18 protein-coding genes are annotated in these 16,009 nt (G+C 48.7%); 14 read left to right on the forward strand and 4 right to left on the reverse strand.

Annotation, left to right across the window (positions count from 1 at the left end; all coding sequences use genetic code 11):
• Positions 1 to 15: 15 nt before the first annotated feature.
• Together FA954_RS02300 and FA954_RS02305 are read right to left on the reverse strand one after the other, a co-directional pair.
• Complete coding sequence (locus FA954_RS02300) at positions 16 to 324, reverse strand: YolD-like family protein (protein WP_037993300.1); 309 nt, start codon at positions 322 to 324, stop codon at positions 16 to 18.
• Positions 325 to 394: 70 nt separating this feature from the next.
• Positions 395 to 1,897: a golvesin C-terminal-like domain-containing protein gene (locus tag FA954_RS02305; RefSeq protein ID WP_049720664.1), complete on the reverse strand. Its 1,503-nt coding sequence runs from the start codon at positions 1,895 to 1,897 to the stop codon at positions 395 to 397.
• A gap of 182 nt (positions 1,898 to 2,079) precedes the next feature.
• Between FA954_RS02305 and FA954_RS02310 the strand changes: the two genes are divergently transcribed.
• Positions 2,080 to 2,289, forward strand: a complete 210-nt coding sequence (locus FA954_RS02310; protein WP_037993303.1) for an RNA chaperone Hfq — start codon at positions 2,080 to 2,082, stop codon at positions 2,287 to 2,289.
• Positions 2,290 to 2,307: 18 nt separating this feature from the next.
• Here FA954_RS02310 and FA954_RS02315 read toward each other — a convergent pair whose 3' ends face one another.
• Both FA954_RS02315 and FA954_RS02320 read right to left on the reverse strand, forming a co-directional pair.
• Complete coding sequence (locus FA954_RS02315) at positions 2,308 to 3,420, reverse strand: quinone-dependent dihydroorotate dehydrogenase (protein ID WP_037993305.1); 1,113 nt, start codon at positions 3,418 to 3,420, stop codon at positions 2,308 to 2,310.
• 146 nt (positions 3,421 to 3,566) lie between these two features.
• On the reverse strand, positions 3,567 to 3,920 hold the full coding sequence (locus FA954_RS02320; protein WP_037993309.1) for an EthD family reductase: 354 nt from the start codon (positions 3,918 to 3,920) through the stop codon (positions 3,567 to 3,569).
• Between the two features lie 598 nt (positions 3,921 to 4,518).
• On the opposite strand from FA954_RS02320, the gene FA954_RS02325 reads away from it, so the two are divergent.
• The 13 genes from FA954_RS02325 to rapZ all read left to right on the forward strand — a co-directional run bounded on the left by FA954_RS02325 (position 4,519) and on the right by rapZ (position 16,001).
• Positions 4,519 to 5,088, forward strand: coding sequence for a non-canonical purine NTP pyrophosphatase (locus FA954_RS02325; protein ID WP_037993311.1), 570 nt, complete (start codon positions 4,519 to 4,521; stop codon positions 5,086 to 5,088).
• 91 nt (positions 5,089 to 5,179) lie between these two features.
• Positions 5,180 to 6,352 carry an ATP phosphoribosyltransferase regulatory subunit gene (hisZ, locus tag FA954_RS02330; protein WP_138614833.1) on the forward strand — a complete coding sequence of 391 codons (1,173 nt, stop codon included), beginning with the start codon at positions 5,180 to 5,182 and terminating at the stop codon, positions 6,350 to 6,352.
• Positions 6,337 to 6,978 carry an ATP phosphoribosyltransferase gene (hisG, locus tag FA954_RS02335; protein WP_121874289.1) on the forward strand — a complete coding sequence of 214 codons (642 nt, stop codon included), beginning with the start codon at positions 6,337 to 6,339 and terminating at the stop codon, positions 6,976 to 6,978. The genes hisZ and hisG overlap by 16 nt, the downstream gene beginning before the upstream one ends.
• Positions 6,978 to 8,288, forward strand: a complete 1,311-nt coding sequence (gene hisD, locus FA954_RS02340; RefSeq protein ID WP_121874334.1) for a histidinol dehydrogenase — start codon at positions 6,978 to 6,980, stop codon at positions 8,286 to 8,288. The genes hisG and hisD overlap by 1 nt, the downstream gene beginning before the upstream one ends.
• Positions 8,281 to 8,859: an imidazoleglycerol-phosphate dehydratase HisB gene (gene hisB, locus FA954_RS02345; protein WP_037998100.1), complete on the forward strand. Its 579-nt coding sequence runs from the start codon at positions 8,281 to 8,283 to the stop codon at positions 8,857 to 8,859. The genes hisD and hisB overlap by 8 nt, the downstream gene beginning before the upstream one ends.
• Positions 8,859 to 9,476: an imidazole glycerol phosphate synthase subunit HisH gene (gene hisH / locus FA954_RS02350; protein ID WP_037998086.1), complete on the forward strand. Its 618-nt coding sequence runs from the start codon at positions 8,859 to 8,861 to the stop codon at positions 9,474 to 9,476. The genes hisB and hisH overlap by 1 nt, the downstream gene beginning before the upstream one ends.
• Complete coding sequence (hisA, locus tag FA954_RS02355; protein WP_138614834.1) at positions 9,473 to 10,213, forward strand: 1-(5-phosphoribosyl)-5-[(5-phosphoribosylamino)methylideneamino]imidazole-4-carboxamide isomerase; 741 nt, start codon at positions 9,473 to 9,475, stop codon at positions 10,211 to 10,213. The genes hisH and hisA overlap by 4 nt, the downstream gene beginning before the upstream one ends.
• Complete coding sequence (hisF, locus tag FA954_RS02360) at positions 10,210 to 10,968, forward strand: imidazole glycerol phosphate synthase subunit HisF (protein WP_062843244.1); 759 nt, start codon at positions 10,210 to 10,212, stop codon at positions 10,966 to 10,968. Before hisA ends, hisF begins: the two co-directional genes overlap by 4 nt.
• Positions 10,965 to 11,576 (forward strand): bifunctional phosphoribosyl-AMP cyclohydrolase/phosphoribosyl-ATP diphosphatase HisIE, encoded by a 612-nt coding sequence (hisIE, locus tag FA954_RS02365; RefSeq protein WP_037997438.1) that lies wholly within the window; start codon positions 10,965 to 10,967, stop codon positions 11,574 to 11,576. Before hisF ends, hisIE begins: the two co-directional genes overlap by 4 nt.
• Positions 11,577 to 11,967: 391 nt before the next feature.
• Positions 11,968 to 13,644 carry a tetratricopeptide repeat protein gene (locus FA954_RS02370; RefSeq protein ID WP_037997436.1) on the forward strand — a complete coding sequence of 559 codons (1,677 nt, stop codon included), beginning with the start codon at positions 11,968 to 11,970 and terminating at the stop codon, positions 13,642 to 13,644.
• 19 nt (positions 13,645 to 13,663) lie between these two features.
• Positions 13,664 to 13,975: a thioredoxin family protein gene (locus tag FA954_RS02375; RefSeq protein WP_037997434.1), complete on the forward strand. Its 312-nt coding sequence runs from the start codon at positions 13,664 to 13,666 to the stop codon at positions 13,973 to 13,975.
• A gap of 154 nt (positions 13,976 to 14,129) precedes the next feature.
• Positions 14,130 to 15,086 carry an ROK family glucokinase gene (locus FA954_RS02380; protein ID WP_231564641.1) on the forward strand — a complete coding sequence of 319 codons (957 nt, stop codon included), beginning with the start codon at positions 14,130 to 14,132 and terminating at the stop codon, positions 15,084 to 15,086.
• Positions 15,087 to 15,119: 33 nt separating this feature from the next.
• Positions 15,120 to 16,001, forward strand: a complete 882-nt coding sequence (gene rapZ / locus FA954_RS02385; protein ID WP_037997447.1) for an RNase adapter RapZ — start codon at positions 15,120 to 15,122, stop codon at positions 15,999 to 16,001.
• Positions 16,002 to 16,009: the final 8 nt, after the last annotated feature.

The raw sequence follows: 16,009 nt of genomic DNA on the forward strand, positions 1-16,009 counted from the left end.
CTTCCCGGGGGATTTTTATAACGGGTCCACCTCAATCAATTGATCAAAGGTGATTTTTTTCTTCCATTCGCCGTTGGCCATGATGAACCATTCTTCATACGGATGGATTTTTTTGATGCGTCCGTAAAACTGAAGGGGTGAATATTTCCCCGCATAGATCACGATGACAGGTTTTTGCAATTCATAAGATTCTTCCAGCAAAAAAGTCATGTATTGGCGCTCGTCTTCATCCCTTGCGGGGGGATGGTATGTTGCGGCCGGCCTGTTTGTGACCATGTTGTGCCGCTGGGTTTCATACCATTTGTGAAAAGAAGCTGCCAGCATCTTTCTCCGCCTCCTTGTCTATGATCATACACGAACACAAGTTCGCATTCAAGGAGGAACAGAGAAAAAATTATTGTTTAATCAGCTTGAAGGCATCAGCCACCACATAACCGGAACCGGATGACCATCTGGATACGGCAATTTTATAATCAGTGCCTTGCGACATGTGAAAACGGCCCAGATAGTTCCATTTGCCGCCGTTTTGTTGCTGATTGACATAAACTGTTTGGTTGCCGGAAGATGTTTTGATGATCACGGGCGTGTTGGAGTTATAGCCGCTGTTGGCTGGCCACCAGCCGTAAATATCATAGTTTCCCGAGGAAGGAATGTTGATTTGGTACCAGAAAGGGTCGCTGGCAAGCACCGGTTCGGCAAAATGATAGTTGCTTCCGTATTTTTGGGAATTCCAGCTGCTGGTTCCCCATGCGTCGCTGGCCATTTTTGCGCCGGTGTTGTCAAAAACGAGTTCTTGAGACTCCTTGACCAAAGACATATAGTAGTTCCAATCCCAGTGGGAACCCGGATCAGTATGGGTTGCGCCCGGCACTTCATTGTGTCCGATAATATGGCTTCGGTCTTTGGGAATGCCGTACCGGTCACACAACCAGCGGGTCAGGTTGGCTGAAGCGCGGTACATGGCATCCGTGTACCAAGCCGGATCGCTGACGTATCCTTCATGTTCGATCCCGATGCTGTGGACGTTGTAGTTCCAGTTTCCCGCATGCCAAGCAATGTCCTTGTTTTGAACCATTTGGGTAATTTCTCCGTCACTGGAACGGATTACATAGTGGGCGCTGACACTGGCTGCCGGATTTTGGAACCAGCTGATCGTGCCGCTGTAAGAGCCCTGTGTCGTATGAATGATGACATAGTCGATGGAATTGCCGTCGCTTTCGCGATTGGCCGCTGTATAGTTGGAACTGGAAGCGGCCACCCATTTGGCACCAGGGTAATCGGGCGTTGCCTGTTTTTCCGGTTGCTTTTCCACTTGTTCATACTTTCCTGTATGAGGTGTTACCGGAGTCGGCTGAATGAAAACATCTTCCCCGTCAATCACCCGTTGTGCGCCTTCATTGATGATTTTGAAAACTTCATCGGCATACCATTTGGCAGCCAAGTCGGAGGATAACCCGCTGTAATCGGCCACGGTGGTATACCAGTCAGCCAAATTTTGCGGGATCTGGCCCTGATTGTTTTCCTTGGCCAGTTCGGCCAAAACGGCAGCGCCTCCCCGGATGTTTTGTTTGATATCTGTCTTCAATGTGGATTCGGGGAGATTCAACAGGCGGCTGGCTTCTTTCAATGATTGGTTGTACGGGTTGTCGGCCAGGTGCATCAACCCGTAGCCGTTGAGCTGGCTGGGTTGTCCGTGATGGTCTTGCCAGCGGGTTTCGGCATAACTGACAGCCAGTAAAATTTCATCGGGAACCTGAAATTCCTTGGCAGCCTGCTGGAACGTTTCATATAAAGTTCCCGGTTGAAAGTGATCGTCGGCTGCATAGCTGACCGGCGGACTGAAACTGAAAAAGACCATGCTGAAAAGAAGAAGCGAGATCCCCAAAATTCTCCTCAAACCGGATTCCCCCTTTTATGTCTGAAGTGGTTCTCTATCTTTAATTATATATCTATAGCATTTTTCATAACAATATTTTCATTTTAAAAATAAAGAATTTTCTATATAAAAAAGCAGCGGCCGGAGGAAGGATTTAAATACAAGAAAAAGAAACAAGGAAAGAGAAAGGGGAGTGACAGGGGATGAACCGAGAACAAGACCAAATATTAAGCCAATTAAAGGAAAAGGGGGATACCGTCAAAATATATTTGGTCAACGGATACCAATATCAAGGGAAAGTCAATGATTTTGACAAATACACCCTTTCCATCGAGGTGGACGGGGAAATGTTTGTCATCTCCAAGAAGATGGTCAGCACCATTGAAATGTCAAAGCCACCTGAAATGTTTTGACAGGAAAAAGACGGGCTTTTACAAGGGAACCCGTCTTTTTGTTTCCTGCAAGTGTTGGCCGATCCATTCGGTAAAATGGCTGATTTGTTCTTTTTCCATCTGTCTTATCAATTCCTGGTTGATTTGCTTGACGATCCCGGGTCCCTGATAAATCATGCCGGTATAGATTTGAACCAGATTGGCCCCCGCTTTCAGTTTCTCGATGACATGTTGTCCCGAAAAAATGCCTCCCGAACCGATGATGGGAATGCTGCCTTGTGTTACGGAATAAATGTGTCGGATCATTTCGGTTGATTTTTCCCGCAAAGGCTTTCCGCTCAAACCTCCGTTTTCATGTCGGGCCGAGGCGGTCAATCCTTTACGGGACAACGTGGTGTTGGTGGCGATGATGCCGTCAATCCGCAAGGAAACCGCCGTGGAGACAATCTCTTTTAATGTCTGGATTTCAAGATCCGGAGCGATCTTTAACAGAACGGGCTTTCTTTTTTGATCGATTTTTTCCAATTTCGTTCGTTGGTTCATTATTTCCGTCAATAACGACTGCAATGCCTCGATGTGCTGGAGGTCGCGAAGCCCTTTGGTGTTGGGGGAGCTGACATTGATTACAAAATAGTCGCCGTAGGGATACAGTTCTTGGAGACCGCGGGTATAATCCTCCACTGCTTTGTCATTGGGGGTGTCTTTGTTTTTACCCAAATTAATGCCGACCGGAATGGCGGGATGTCCCAATCGTTCAAAGGATTCTTTCGCCGCGGCAATCCCGTGATTGTTAAATCCCATCCGGTTGATCACGGCTTTATCTTCCGGAAGGCGGAACAACCGGGGACGGGGATTCCCGTTTTGCGGACGGGGAGTCAGGGTGCCGACTTCCACGAAGCCGAATCCCAAAGCGGCAAGTGCCGGATAAACATAGGCGTTTTTATCGAATCCGGCTGCCATTCCCACCGGGTTTGGAAAAGAAATACCCCATAATTCGGAGGCAAGGCGCGGATCTTGGATGGTGAATGGTTTGGAGACGGTCTTTTGAATCAAGGAAGCAGACTGCATCCATTTCAATCCCCGGACGGTCCAGTTGTGGGCGGTTTCCGGATCCATCCGAAACAACACTTTTCGAAATAACTGGTAGTTCATGGGTGTGACTTCTCCTTTACCGCAAATATCTGAAGGTAGCATACCACAAGGGGTGGACAAAAAAAAGCTGACTGGCTTGTACCGGCCAGTCAGCAGAATGTGTATCAAGAGTTTCCAAAACAGAGGGGATCGTCCGTCATATGTAATTAATAATTTAAATTGGTGAAAAGGTTCGCTCTGAAGACTTGTTCTTTCCCTACATAGGCCACCAGGTAATCGGCTGCATCGTTGATCCAGCTTTGGGCAACGGCTTGTCCTTCTTCGCTGGCTAAGACTTTTTGCAGGGCATCGGGGCTTGCGAAGTAAATTTCGCACATTAAAGCAAAATCGTTATCCGGTGTCACATCGGTCGGGCTGCTGTTGGAAACCATCAATTCCGTCACTTCCACTTTAATTACACCGTGGATTTTTAAGATTCTCGGGATCAATGTATTTTTTAATTCCTCTGCAAACTCTTCAATTCCATCTTTTCTTTTGTAGTAACCAATGATCTTATACATAAATAAAAACCCCTCTTTCCTTATATCTTTCTGGAAATATATTTGATCGGAAATAAGTAATTGATAATTAACAGATAAGTTCATTACTTAAACCCAATAATTCAATTTTAATACCTTTATTAATCATTGTGTAGAATTAATCGAATCTTTTCAAGATGATTTCATGGTTTTTATCACAAATTTGTTACAGCAAAAAGAAGAGATCGTTAAAATCCGCCGTTATTTGTAAACGTTTTCAAAAAAACACAAAAAAGCTTCGGGTTTTAAACGCCGGTTTTATATGGAAATCATTCCAACCAACAGGAAAACGAGGCCCATCATTATGGGTTCCAATGATTGGTTTTTTCCCCGATATACCAGAAAGATTCCGATCAGTTCCAGAACGATCCCGGTTGCCAGGAAAGAGAGTCCCAAGTAGCCCATTGCTTTCGCCTTCCTTGTTAAAGTCTCTAGTGTATTTATTCGCATTGAACCGATCGTTTATGTCTTTTTTGTAAAAATAATGCGGCTGGCAGTGTATTATTTATTTCTGATGCAAGAGAATTAGCGTTAAAATGAGAAAAAATCAAAGTCAGATCGAACCATCGGAGGGGAAAAAATGAAACTTTTTTTCGTGACTCAAAACAAAGCAAAAGTGGCAGAAGCCAAAGGAATCCTGGCGCCTTTCGGAATTGACGTGGAGCAGAAGACGGTTGCCTTTGTGGAACCGGATAAAGGAACGGTGGAAGAAACAGCCCGGGCCAAATTGAAACAAGTCCGTAAACAAGGGCTGGATCAATTCATGGTGGATGATGCCGGGATCTATTTTGCGGCTTACAAAGATTTCCCCGGGATTTTGTCCAAGCGGATTTATGAACGGATTGGCTACAAAGGAATCCGCAAACTTTTGCACGGGGAAAAGAGAGAAGCCTGGTTCCAGGGAGCGGTCGGCATCTGCTTCAACGGGGAAATGAAGATTTTCAGCGGAGAAACCAGAGGGCATATCGTTGAGCAAATCGAACAATCGGAAAGTCCCGTCACCGACTTCCCCTATGACCCGATTTTTATACCGGAAGGGGAGTCGAGGGTGCTGAGTGAGCTGTCCGAAGAAGAATGGCAGACTTATTCTTACCGCCGCAAAGCATTGATCGGTTTGGCCGAATGGTTGAAAGAAAAAACAAAACACTAGTCAATAAGAAGTGCTTCATGTTATACTACTTGAAACGATACTTTAACTCATTATCGATTTAATAAGATAAAGCGAAGCGGAGGGGAGTGCGATGACCAAACCGCAGACATTTGAAAAACCAATGGGTTTTCGGGACTTTCCGCCGCTCATTGCGGAAAAGAAACGTTTGTTGGAAGACCGGGTCCGGGATCATTTTGTCAAGTGGGGCTATCAGGAAGTCTGCACGCCGGCCTTGGAATTTTTTGATACAGTGGGACAATCCAGCCAGATTCCCGTTTCGCGGATGTTTAAATGCATGGACCGGGACGGGAATCTGTTGGTTTTGCGTCCCGACCAGACCGCTCCGATCGCGCGGTTGGTGACTTCGGTTTTAAAAAGGGAGCCTTTGCCGCTGCGCCTGTTTTATCACGGGACGGTTTTCCGCGCCCAAGAGAAGGAAGCAGGCCGAAACAGCGAAAAATTTCAGTCGGGGGTGGAACTGGTCGGACAAGCGGGGCCGGAAGCCGACGGGGAAGTGATCGCTTTGGCCGTGGAGTCGATCCAGGCTTGTGGCATCGGTGCTCCGACCATCGTACTCAGCCATGTCGGACTTTTGGAAGGATTTTTAAGGGAACGGATTCATCGGGATGAAGCGATTGAAAAGTTGAAAGAAACATTGGAAGTCAGGGATTTGGTTGCATTTCGCCGCATTCTGGAGGAGTTGGATCTTTCCCTTGAAGAACGGCAAGAAATCATGGAGCTGACAAAACCGGGACTGGAAGGGAAAGATTGGAAAAAACTGTCTGCGTCGGCCCAAACAGAAGAAGTGCGGGAAAAATTTTGTTATCTGAAACGGGTTTGGGACCAGTTGCAGATTTTTGGCTGTGTGTCGCAAGTGAAAGTGGATTTGAGCTTGGTGGGGAGTCTCGGTTATTATACCGGCGTTTATTTTGAGGGCTATGCAAAAGGGATGGGATTTCCCCTCGTCAGCGGAGGACGGTATGACCAGCTTTATCAATCTTTCCACACGGATCTTCCGGCAACCGGTTTTGCTTTAAAAACCGACCGCCTGTTGGAGGCCAGTCCGTTAAAACCGGCATCGCCGAAACGGATCGCAGTTTTTTATGAACCTCATTTGCAACAGGAAGCTTATCGGAAAGTGCGTTCCTTACGGGAGCAAGGTTGTGCGGTGATCATGCAGCCGGTGGGAAGCCGGGCAGACCGGACACCGGATGTGGATGAAGTTTTGACGATCGCCGGCGAAGGGGAGTGGTCCACGTGTTAACGATCGCCATGGCCAAAGGGCGGGTGATGGAGGAAGCTTTTGACCTGTTTCAACAAGCCGGCCTGCCGGTTCCGAAAGCGGATGATCTGGATTCGCGAAAACTGGTGGTGTCGGTACCGGAGAACGAAATGACCTTTTTTTTGGCCAAGCCGATGGATGTCCCGACCTATGTGGAATATGGAGTAGCAGACCTCGGTGTGGTCGGGAAAGATGTGCTGATGGAGCAATCCCGTGATGTTTATGAATTACTGGATTTGAAAATCAGTCCCTGCCGGATGTCTGTGGCCGGGAAGCCGGAATCCACCCTTTCCCCCCATCCGAAGGTGGCAACCAAATATCCGCGGATTGCAGAACAATATTTTAAGGAACAAGGACAGCAGGTTGAAATCATCAGCCTGCACGGATCAGTCGAACTGGCTCCGATCATCGGATTGGCTGAGCGGATTGTCGATATTGTCTCCACCGGCCGGACACTGAAGGAAAACGGTTTGGTGGAGTGGTGTTGTATTGCCGATATTACCTCGCGGTTGATTGCCAATAAAGGAAGTTACCGCTTGAAGAATGAACGGATCCAAAAAATTTTGGGTGATTTGGAACGCGTGATTGAAAAGGAGGGGCGTCTGTGATCAAAATTGTCTCGCGGGAGGATTTAAAACGTCTCCACCGGGCCGGGATTGAAACGGAAGAACCGTTGTCAGCGGTGCAAGAGATCATTGACCTGGTCCGGAAAAAAGGCGATGAAGCCCTGCGTACCTTCACACTTCAGTTTGACGGTGCCGACGTTCAAAAATGGGAAGTGAGTCCGGAAGAAATTGAAGAAGCCATGGAGCAGGCGGATCCGGAGTTGGTCCGGGTTTTGACCGAAGCGGCCGGACGCATCCGGAAGTTTCATGAACACCAACGGCAACAGTCGTGGTTTTTTACAGAGGAAGACGGAACCGTTTTGGGACAAAAAGTCATTCCTTTGGAAAAGGTCGGAGTTTACGTGCCGGGAGGAAAAGCAGCTTATCCCTCATCTGTGTTGATGAATGTGATTCCGGCCAAAACCGCCGGCGTCAACGAGGTGATCATGGTGACTCCCCCGCTTGAAAACGGGGAGGTGTATGTAACGACGCTGGTGGCGGCAAAAATTGCTGGTGCGGACCGCATCTTCCGGGTCGGAGGAGCTCAGGCGATTGCTGCCTTGGCCTATGGGACGGAAAGTATTCCCCGTGTGGACAAGATTGTGGGGCCCGGCAATGTCTATGTGGCGTTGGCGAAACGGGCGGTGTTCGGCCAAGTGGATATTGACAGCATCGCCGGTCCGAGTGAGATCGTGGCCCTTGCGGATGAATCGGCGGATCCGGTTTATGTGGCGGCCGATCTGCTTTCCCAGGCGGAACACGACCGGATGGCCTCCGCTGTGTGTATCACGCCTTCCCGCTTTTTGGCTGAACGCGTCGCGGAGGAAGTGGACAGACAATGCCGCCGGTTGCCGCGCCGCGAGATTGCGGAAGCATCCATCAAAAATTTCGGTGCCGTTTGTGTGGTGAAAGATATGGAAGAAGCGGTGTCAACCGCAAATCAGCTGGCGCCCGAACATCTGGAACTGATGGTTCGCGATCCTTGGCATTGGCTTGCCAAAATTAAACACGCGGGTGCCGTCTTCCTGGGTGAACACAGTCCGGAACCGTTGGGGGATTATTGGGCCGGGCCCAATCATGTGTTGCCGACCAGCGGAACGGCCCGCTTTTTTTCACCGCTGAGCGTGGATCAATTTGTGAAAAAGACCAGTGTCATTTCCTACAGTCCGGAGGCGCTTTACCGTGACGGGAACAAAGTGATGTACCTCGCGGAAGCGGAAGGACTGACGGCGCATGCCGAATCGGTCCGGGTACGGATGGCAAAGAAAAGGGAAGGTGAGGGAATTGGTGAAAACAGGGAAGCGGATGAGTAATATCTCCCGTCAAACCAGGGAAACCGAGATTTCTTTGGCATTGCAATTGGATGGGATGGGACAAACCAATTTGAAGACAGGCGTCCCGTTTTTGGAACACATGCTGGATCTGTTTGCAAAACACGGGAAATTTGATTTGTTTGTCGAAGCTAAAGGAGATACCCATATTGATGATCATCATACCGTGGAAGACATCGCCATCTGTCTGGGACAGGCGTTGAGGGAAGCGCTCGGGGACAAAAGGGGAATCCGCCGCTATGGCAATGCTTTTGTTCCGATGGATGAGGCGTTGGGCCAGGTGGTGGTCGATTTGTCCAACCGTCCCCATTTGGAATTCCGGGCGGAATTCCCGAGTGAGAAGGTGGGGCGTTTTGACACGGAGCTTGTCCATGAATTCTTTTGGAAATTGGCGCTTGAAGCGCGCATCACTTTGCATGTGATCCTTCACTATGGCCAAAACACCCATCATATGATCGAGGCTTGTTTCAAAGCATTGGGGAGAGCATTGGATGATGCGGTGCAGATGGATCCCCGCGTACAGGGAATCCCTTCATCGAAAGGAGTCTTGTGATGATTGTCATTGTCGATTACGGAATGGGAAATTTGCATAGTGTGTCCAAAGCATTGGAACGGATGGGCTATGACAGTGTCATCGCGTCTGACCGGGAAACAATTCTTGAAGCGGATGCGATTATCCTGCCGGGAGTCGGTGCGTTCGGAAAGGCGATGTATGAACTGACCCAAAGGGATCTGGCCGCGGTGATCAAGGAAGCGGCCCGCCGGAACAAACCGGTTTTGGGGATTTGTCTGGGAATGCAATTGTTGTTCACCAGCAGTGATGAACATGGCTATCATCAGGGATTAAATTTGCTGCCCGGCCACGTGGTCCGGTTTGAAGGGGAATACCGGATTCCGCATATGGGGTGGAATTGGCTGAGTTTTAAACATCCGCATCCGTTATTTAAGGGATTGGAAGAAGGACATGTTTATTTTGCCCATTCCTATCATATCCAAGCGGACAATCCCGAAGATGTGATTGCCACCACCGATTACCACCAGACGGTGGCGGCGGTGGTCACCCGCGGAAACATTTACGGCATGCAATTCCATCCGGAAAAAAGCGGCAAGCTGGGACTTGCCTTGTTGGAACGGTTTGCCAAGCTCAGTGAAAAGGTGGGGACATCATGAGTTTTGTCATCTATCCGGCCATCGATCTAAGGGGCGGCAAGTGTGTCCGGCTCAAACAAGGGGATTACGGTCAGGAAACGGTGTACAGCGAAGATCCGCTGAACGTGGCACAAACGTTTATCGAACAGGGAGCGGAATGGCTCCATATCGTGGATTTGGATGCGGCGCGTTCTGGAGGGATGGAAAATGCCTCCATCATTCAAAAGATTGTGGAATTCTCTCCGGTTCCGGTTCAAATCGGCGGGGGCGTCCGAAATATGGAGCGGTTGGAGCGGCTTTTAAAATGGGGTGTCCGCCGGGTGGTCATCGGTTCCGCAGCCATTGATGATCCGTCGTTTGTGAAAGAGGCATTGAAGCTTTATTCCGCGCATATCGCCATCGGTCTGGATGCCAGGGACGGATTTGTCGCCACCCATGGCTGGCTGAAGACATCCCGGGTGAAAGCGGGGGAATTGGCACAACAAATGAGTGACTGGGGTGCGGAAACGTTTATCTTTACAGACATCTCCAGAGACGGAATGCTGACTGGTCCGAATATCGGGGCCGTGCGGGACCTGGCGGGTGTATGCGGGAAAACGGTGATCGCGTCCGGGGGTGTTCATCGGGTGGCAGATCTGAAACAGTTGGCTTCTTATCAACATGAAGGCGTGAAAGGAGCCATTGTCGGAAAAGCGTTGTACACCGGAGCCATCGACTTTCCGTCAGCCATCCGTGCGACAAAGGAGGCGAATTTATGATAACCAAACGCATCATTCCTTGTTTAGATGTCAAAGACGGCCGTGTAGTCAAAGGGGTTTCTTTTGTTGATTTAAAGGATGCGGGCGATCCGGTGGAGCTGGCGGCTTATTATGACCGGAACCAGGCGGATGAACTCGTTTTTTTGGATATTTCCGCTTCCCACGAAGGGAGGAAAATCATGCTGGATGTGGTGAGAAGAGCCGCGGAGCAGCTGAGCATCCCTTTCACCGTGGGTGGGGGAATCCGTACGGAGGAAGACATGTATGACATTTTGCGGTCGGGAGCGGACAAAGTGTCGGTCAATACATCTGCCGTTTTGAATCCCGGATTGATTGAAGCAGGCGCCAAACGGTTTGGCCACCAATGCATCGTGATTGCCATTGATGCCAAGTATGACCCGGATGAAAAAGACTGGTTTGTTTATACACACGGCGGACGGAAACGAACGGACAAGCGGGCCGTGGACTGGGCCGTGGAAGCCGTTGGCAGAGGGGCCGGGGAGATTTTATTAACCAGTATGGACCGGGACGGGCACAAGAACGGTTATGATCTGCCACTGACCCGGCAAATTGCCCAAAAAGCGGGCGTTCCGGTGATTGCTTCCGGCGGGGCCGGCAAGGTGGAGCATTTTGTGGAAGTGTTTCTGGAAACCGAAGCGGATGCGGCGTTGGCGGCTTCCATTTTTCATTTTCAAGAAGTCGGGATCGATCAAGTGAAAAAGGCTTTAAAAGAAAACGGGGTGAATGTGCGTTGATCCATCCGGATGATATTCAATTTGACGAAAAAGGGCTGGTGCCGGCAATACTGCAGGATGCGGCCAGCAAAGAAGTTTTGACCTTGGCTTATATGAACCGCGAAGCATTGGCATTGACGCTGAAGACAAAGGAAGCCTGGTTTTACAGCCGTTCCCGCAATCAACTTTGGCATAAAGGGGAAACTTCCGGAAATGTGCAGAAAGTGGTGTCCGTTCAGACGGACTGCGACCGGGATGCGATTTTGGTGAAGGTGCTTCCCGAGGGGCCGGCTTGCCACCAAGGAACCTACTCTTGTTTTAAGGAGCAACCGGAAGATACCGCCGGCCGCTTTCAGATGATCAATAAGTTGGAATCGGTGATTGCCAAAAAAGAAGCAGAACGGCCCGAAGGCTCTTATACGGCTTATTTGTTTGACAAAGGATTGGACAAGATCTTGAAAAAAGTCGGTGAAGAAGCTTCCGAGGTGATCATTGCCGCCAAAAACCGCAGCGCCGAAGAGCTGAGCAATGAAACGGCGGATCTCCTTTATCACTTGTTTGTTTTGCTGCGGGAACAAAAATTGCCTCTGGATGAGGTGCTCCGTGTATTAAAAGATCGGAATCAATAGCAAATCTTTAAAAATACAGACAAGGGATCATGCGTTCTCTTGTTTTTTATTTTGTTTGAGACTCTCCATATATTGATGTTTTGTTGTAATATTTAAATGGATCCATGTTAAAAAGATGGCTGTTAAAATTTGTTGGATCCTTTTAGAAATATTATCCATTTTTTTGCCAGGATTCTTGGTGATCCCCTTGTGTTTGCGCTATAATTGAATAAAATAATGAAACAACTTCATTCATGGCTTTCTTGTTCGGGTTTTGAAATTTATTTCTGTATTTGCATCATTTTATGTCAAATCGTTGACAATTACCCTGAGAATGTTACGAATTTGGTATACTACCAAAAAAACACACACCAGCCTGGCGAAAACATTGTGCTGGGTGGAGGGGAAATTCATGAGAAAATCACAGGCCGGAGCAGACCGCCAAAAAAATAAAAAAATCATCCGTTTGCGGATGGATGCCGGCTTTTTCTTTGAACGGGCCTTATATTACCTTGACCGCCACCGTTACGACAAAGCGGTCAAATATTTTCGTTTGGCGACGGAAAAGGAACCGGGAAATCCGGTGAATCACTGCAACCTGGCCGGCATTCTTTCGGAACTGGGGCGCTTTCAAGAGTCCAATCAAGTGCTGATGTCCGTTTTGGAAGAAGTGGATCCTGATTTATATGAATGCTGGTTTTATATGGCGAATAACGCGGCCAACATGGGCGATTTGGAACGGGCCGAAGAATATTTGTTGCAATATTTGAGCCGGGATCCTTACGGAGACTTTGCAGAAGAAGCAGAAGAAATGCTTTACATGATTGCCCAGGAGCTCGGACGTCCCCCAAAAGAATGGAAGCCGGTGAACCAGCCCGGCTATATTGAGGATCATGAAAGAGCACGCAGTTATTTGGAAGAAGGGAAGTTTCTCCAGGCCATACAACTGCTCGAAGAAATTTCCGAGGCGCATCCGGAGTTTTTGGCGGCGAAAAACAATCTGGCATTGGCTTATTATTACACGGGGGACTTGGAAAAGGCGACGGGATTGATCGAACATGTGCTGAAGATCGACCCCAATAATCTGCATGCATTGTGCAATCTGGCGGTTTTGTCCCGGAATCTCGGTGACGAAAAAAAGGAACGGGCCATTCTTGATATGTTGAAAAAACTGGTTCCGTTTCATCAGGAAAATACTTATAAATTGGCAACCACGCTGGGGATTTTGGGAGAACATGAAGTGGCGTACGCATTATTTTCCCGCCTTTTGAAAGTCGACGGAATTCAGGAACCCGGGCTTTACCATTACACGGCGGTTGCGGCTTGGAACTGCGGCCGCTTTGAAAGAGCCCGGCAATATTGGAAAAAGGCAATGAATCTCGAAGGCAGGGAAGCGATCGCGGCTTTCTATTACAAACATATGGACCAATGGGTGGAGTTGGATCAACCGCCGAAGCTCCCTTATCATTACCAGCTTCCGTTTGAAGAGCAATTAAACCGGATGGAACTGTTCGGCCCCAACGAGGAGATTGTCAAGCAATTACAGAGCAATCTGCTTTTGCGCTCTGCTTTTTTCTGGGCTTTGAGCCGGGGCGATCATCAAACGAAAAGGCAAGTCATCAAGTTTTTGACTTGGTTTTCGGATGATGAAGTGAAACAATTGTTGGAGCAGTTTGTGTCACAACCGGAAGAAGACGAGGAATTGAAACAGTTGGCGCAAATGGTGCTTCGCGAATTGAGCCGCACGGAAAGCGGGGAACCGGAAGATCCTCTTCCTTCGGTCATTGAAGTGAATCATAAGTGGAAAAAAGTGTTGGAATGCTGTCTGGAGCATGTTCAGGAAACATCCACCGCCCACCTCTGTAAGGAGATCGAACGGCTGTGGTTCGAATGGGCTGCAAGAAACCGTGACTTTTCGGTGGTTCGAAAAGTGGAGGGATGGGCGGCGGCTCTGGAATATTTGACGGCAAAATATCATGGGGTGGCCGTGACTCAGCGAGAACTGGCCAAAAAATACGAAGTATCCATGTCAACGGTATCCCGGCTTGCCAAACAGTTGGAAACCATCGCCAAAGAATGTTTTTCCTGAGGAAAGGGGAGGGATCGTTGTGAAAAAAGTGGACAAAGGAAACTTTCACGACTTTATTGCAGAAGGGGATAAAGTGGTCGAATTCAGTGCAAAGTGGTGTATTGATTGCAAACGGATCGCGCCTGATCTGCCTGAGATCACCGATCGCTTTTCCGGGCGGTTTGAATTTGCAGAGCTGGATGTGGATGAATCCAAGGAAATTGCCGATGAATACAATGTAAAAGGAATCCCGACCTTTATCGTTTATCGTGACGGAAAAGAAGTCGACCGGTTGCCGAGTCGCCATGCAAAGACAAAAGAACAAATCGAAAGCTTTTTGAGCCAGGTGTAAAGGCTTTGAATCCGAAACCGCCGGTGTTTGCCGGCGGTTTAGTTCTACATTGATGACATAAATTAATCATGATATTATAAAATGAATCAAAATATAGCTATTAAAACATTTTGAAAAAAGATTTAATCCAGCCGGAACGATGAGGGGTGTGGACGTGAAGCAGTATTTCGTCGGAATCGATCTGGGTGGAACCAATATGAAAATCGGATTGGTTCATCAGAACGGAAATGTGATCAAAGACATAGAAAAACCTACACTAAAAGAAGAAGGTCCGGACGGCGTGATTCGCCGGATGGTACGCCATACACAGGACTTGGCCAAAGAGGCCCGGGTGCCGTGGGAGGAAATCGGGGGAGTGGGTGTGGGATTGCCCGGCTTTCTCGATATTCCCGGCGGTGTTGTCAAGTATTTGACCAATCTGGGTTGGCGGGATGTCCCGATTCGTGATCAGCTGGAGTCGGCGTTTGAAGTACCTGTGAAGATTGATAATGATGCCAATGTTGCCGCGCTCGGAGAAGTATGGACCGGTGCCGGTGCCGGTGAGCAAAATGTGGTGTTGATCACACTCGGAACCGGTGTGGGCGGAGGCATTATTGCCGGCGGCAAACTTTTACACGGTGCCCGGGGCATTGCCGGGGAGATCGGGCATATTCCGATTGATCCGGACGGGGTGTTGTGTAACTGTGGACGAACCGGATGTTTGGAAACGATCGCATCGGCGACCGGAATGGTGCGGCTGGTTCGTGAAGCGGTGGAGGCAGGGGAAGAATCTTCGCTGGTACTTCCGGTTCAAAACGGAACGTTGTCAACCAAAGAAATTTTCGCCGAAGCGGAAAAAGGAGATTTCCTGGCCAAAAGAACAGTGGAAAGGGCCGTTGATGCGCTTGCCCGGGCGATGGCCATTCTTTCGGTCGTGGTAAATCCTTCGCTGTTCATTATAGGAGGCGGTGTTTCCAAGGCGGGGGATGCTTTGCTGAAGCCCTTGGAAAACCACTACCGGAAGCAGGTGCAACAAAATGCCGGCCAAGGTGTCCGGATCGAGTTGGCACGGTTGGGTAACCAAGCCGGATTCATCGGGGCTGCGGGTCTTTTAGCAAGGACGGGAAAATAATGTATAATAAGAGGAAATGGTTGCTCAGAGGTGATGGCCGTGGAACAAAAACAAGAAGTGAATATGGTTGTCATCACCGGTATGTCCGGAGCTGGAAAGTCCGTAGCGATGCAAAGCTTGGAAGATCAAGGCTACTTTTGCATAGACAATTTGCCCCCGATCTTGCTGCCCAAATTTGCAGAGCTTCTGAAAGAATCAAAGAGCAAATACCATAAAGTGGCCGTGGTGATTGACTTAAGAGGCCGGGAGTTTTTTTCTTCTTTGCTTGATTCACTGGATCTGTTGGTTAAAAATCACGGGATTCACCCGCGGATTATCTTTTTAGATGCTGATGACAACACACTGGTTCGAAGGTTTAAGGAGACGAGGCGTCGCCATCCGCTTTATCCCGGCAGCACGCCGTTGGATGCCATTTTAAAAGAGCGCAGGTTGTTGGAAGAGATCAAAGGCCGTGCACACTATCTCATCGACACGAGCGATTTGAAGCCTTCCGATCTGAAGGAGAAAATCGCCGTCATGATTTCGGAGAAAGATTCGGCCAAAATGATGGTGACCTTTGTATCCTTTGGATTTAAACATGGCATCCCCATCGATGCCGATCTTATTTTCGATGTGCGCTTTTTGCCAAATCCCCATTATGTTGACTCCCTTCGTCCGCAAACCGGACGGGACCCTGAAGTGGCCGAATACGTCATGAAATGGACGGAAACCAAACAGTTTTTGGAGAAGTTGACCACTTTGTTGGAGTTTTTGATCCCCCGGTATGCACGGGAAGGAAAGTCGCAACTGGTGATCGGAATCGGATGCACGGGAGGAAAACATCGTTCCGTGGCCATTGCAGAGTATTTGTATCAGACTTTCAATAAACAGGAGCATTGTCGAATCGCACATCGAGACATGAAGAAAGGCGGATAGCATTGTCG

The sequence above is a fragment of the Thermoactinomyces vulgaris genome (assembly GCF_005886755.1).
Taxonomy (GTDB): Bacteria; Bacillota; Bacilli; order Thermoactinomycetales; family Thermoactinomycetaceae; genus Thermoactinomyces; species Thermoactinomyces vulgaris.

Bases quoted from the DNA above. Each gene is read 5' to 3' on its own strand.
- FA954_RS02300 (WP_037993300.1), bottom strand. From the start codon at position 324: ATGCTGGCAGCTTCTTTTCACAAATGGTATGAAACCCAGCGGCACAAC.
- FA954_RS02310 (WP_037993303.1), top strand. From the start codon at position 2,080: ATGAACCGAGAACAAGACCAAATATTAAGCCAATTAAAGGAAAAGGGG.
- FA954_RS02315 (WP_037993305.1), bottom strand. From the start codon at position 3,420: ATGAACTACCAGTTATTTCGAAAAGTGTTGTTTCGGATGGATCCGGAA.
- FA954_RS02320 (WP_037993309.1), bottom strand. From the start codon at position 3,920: ATGTATAAGATCATTGGTTACTACAAAAGAAAAGATGGAATTGAAGAG.
- FA954_RS02325 (WP_037993311.1), top strand. From the start codon at position 4,519: ATGAAACTTTTTTTCGTGACTCAAAACAAAGCAAAAGTGGCAGAAGCC.
- hisZ (WP_138614833.1), top strand. From the start codon at position 5,180: ATGACCAAACCGCAGACATTTGAAAAACCAATGGGTTTTCGGGACTTT.
- hisB (WP_037998100.1), top strand. From the start codon at position 8,281: ATGAGTAATATCTCCCGTCAAACCAGGGAAACCGAGATTTCTTTGGCA.
- hisH (WP_037998086.1), top strand. From the start codon at position 8,859: ATGATTGTCATTGTCGATTACGGAATGGGAAATTTGCATAGTGTGTCC.
- hisA (WP_138614834.1), top strand. From the start codon at position 9,473: ATGAGTTTTGTCATCTATCCGGCCATCGATCTAAGGGGCGGCAAGTGT.
- hisF (WP_062843244.1), top strand. From the start codon at position 10,210: ATGATAACCAAACGCATCATTCCTTGTTTAGATGTCAAAGACGGCCGT.
- FA954_RS02370 (WP_037997436.1), top strand. From the start codon at position 11,968: ATGAGAAAATCACAGGCCGGAGCAGACCGCCAAAAAAATAAAAAAATC.
- rapZ (WP_037997447.1), top strand. From the start codon at position 15,120: ATGGCCGTGGAACAAAAACAAGAAGTGAATATGGTTGTCATCACCGGT.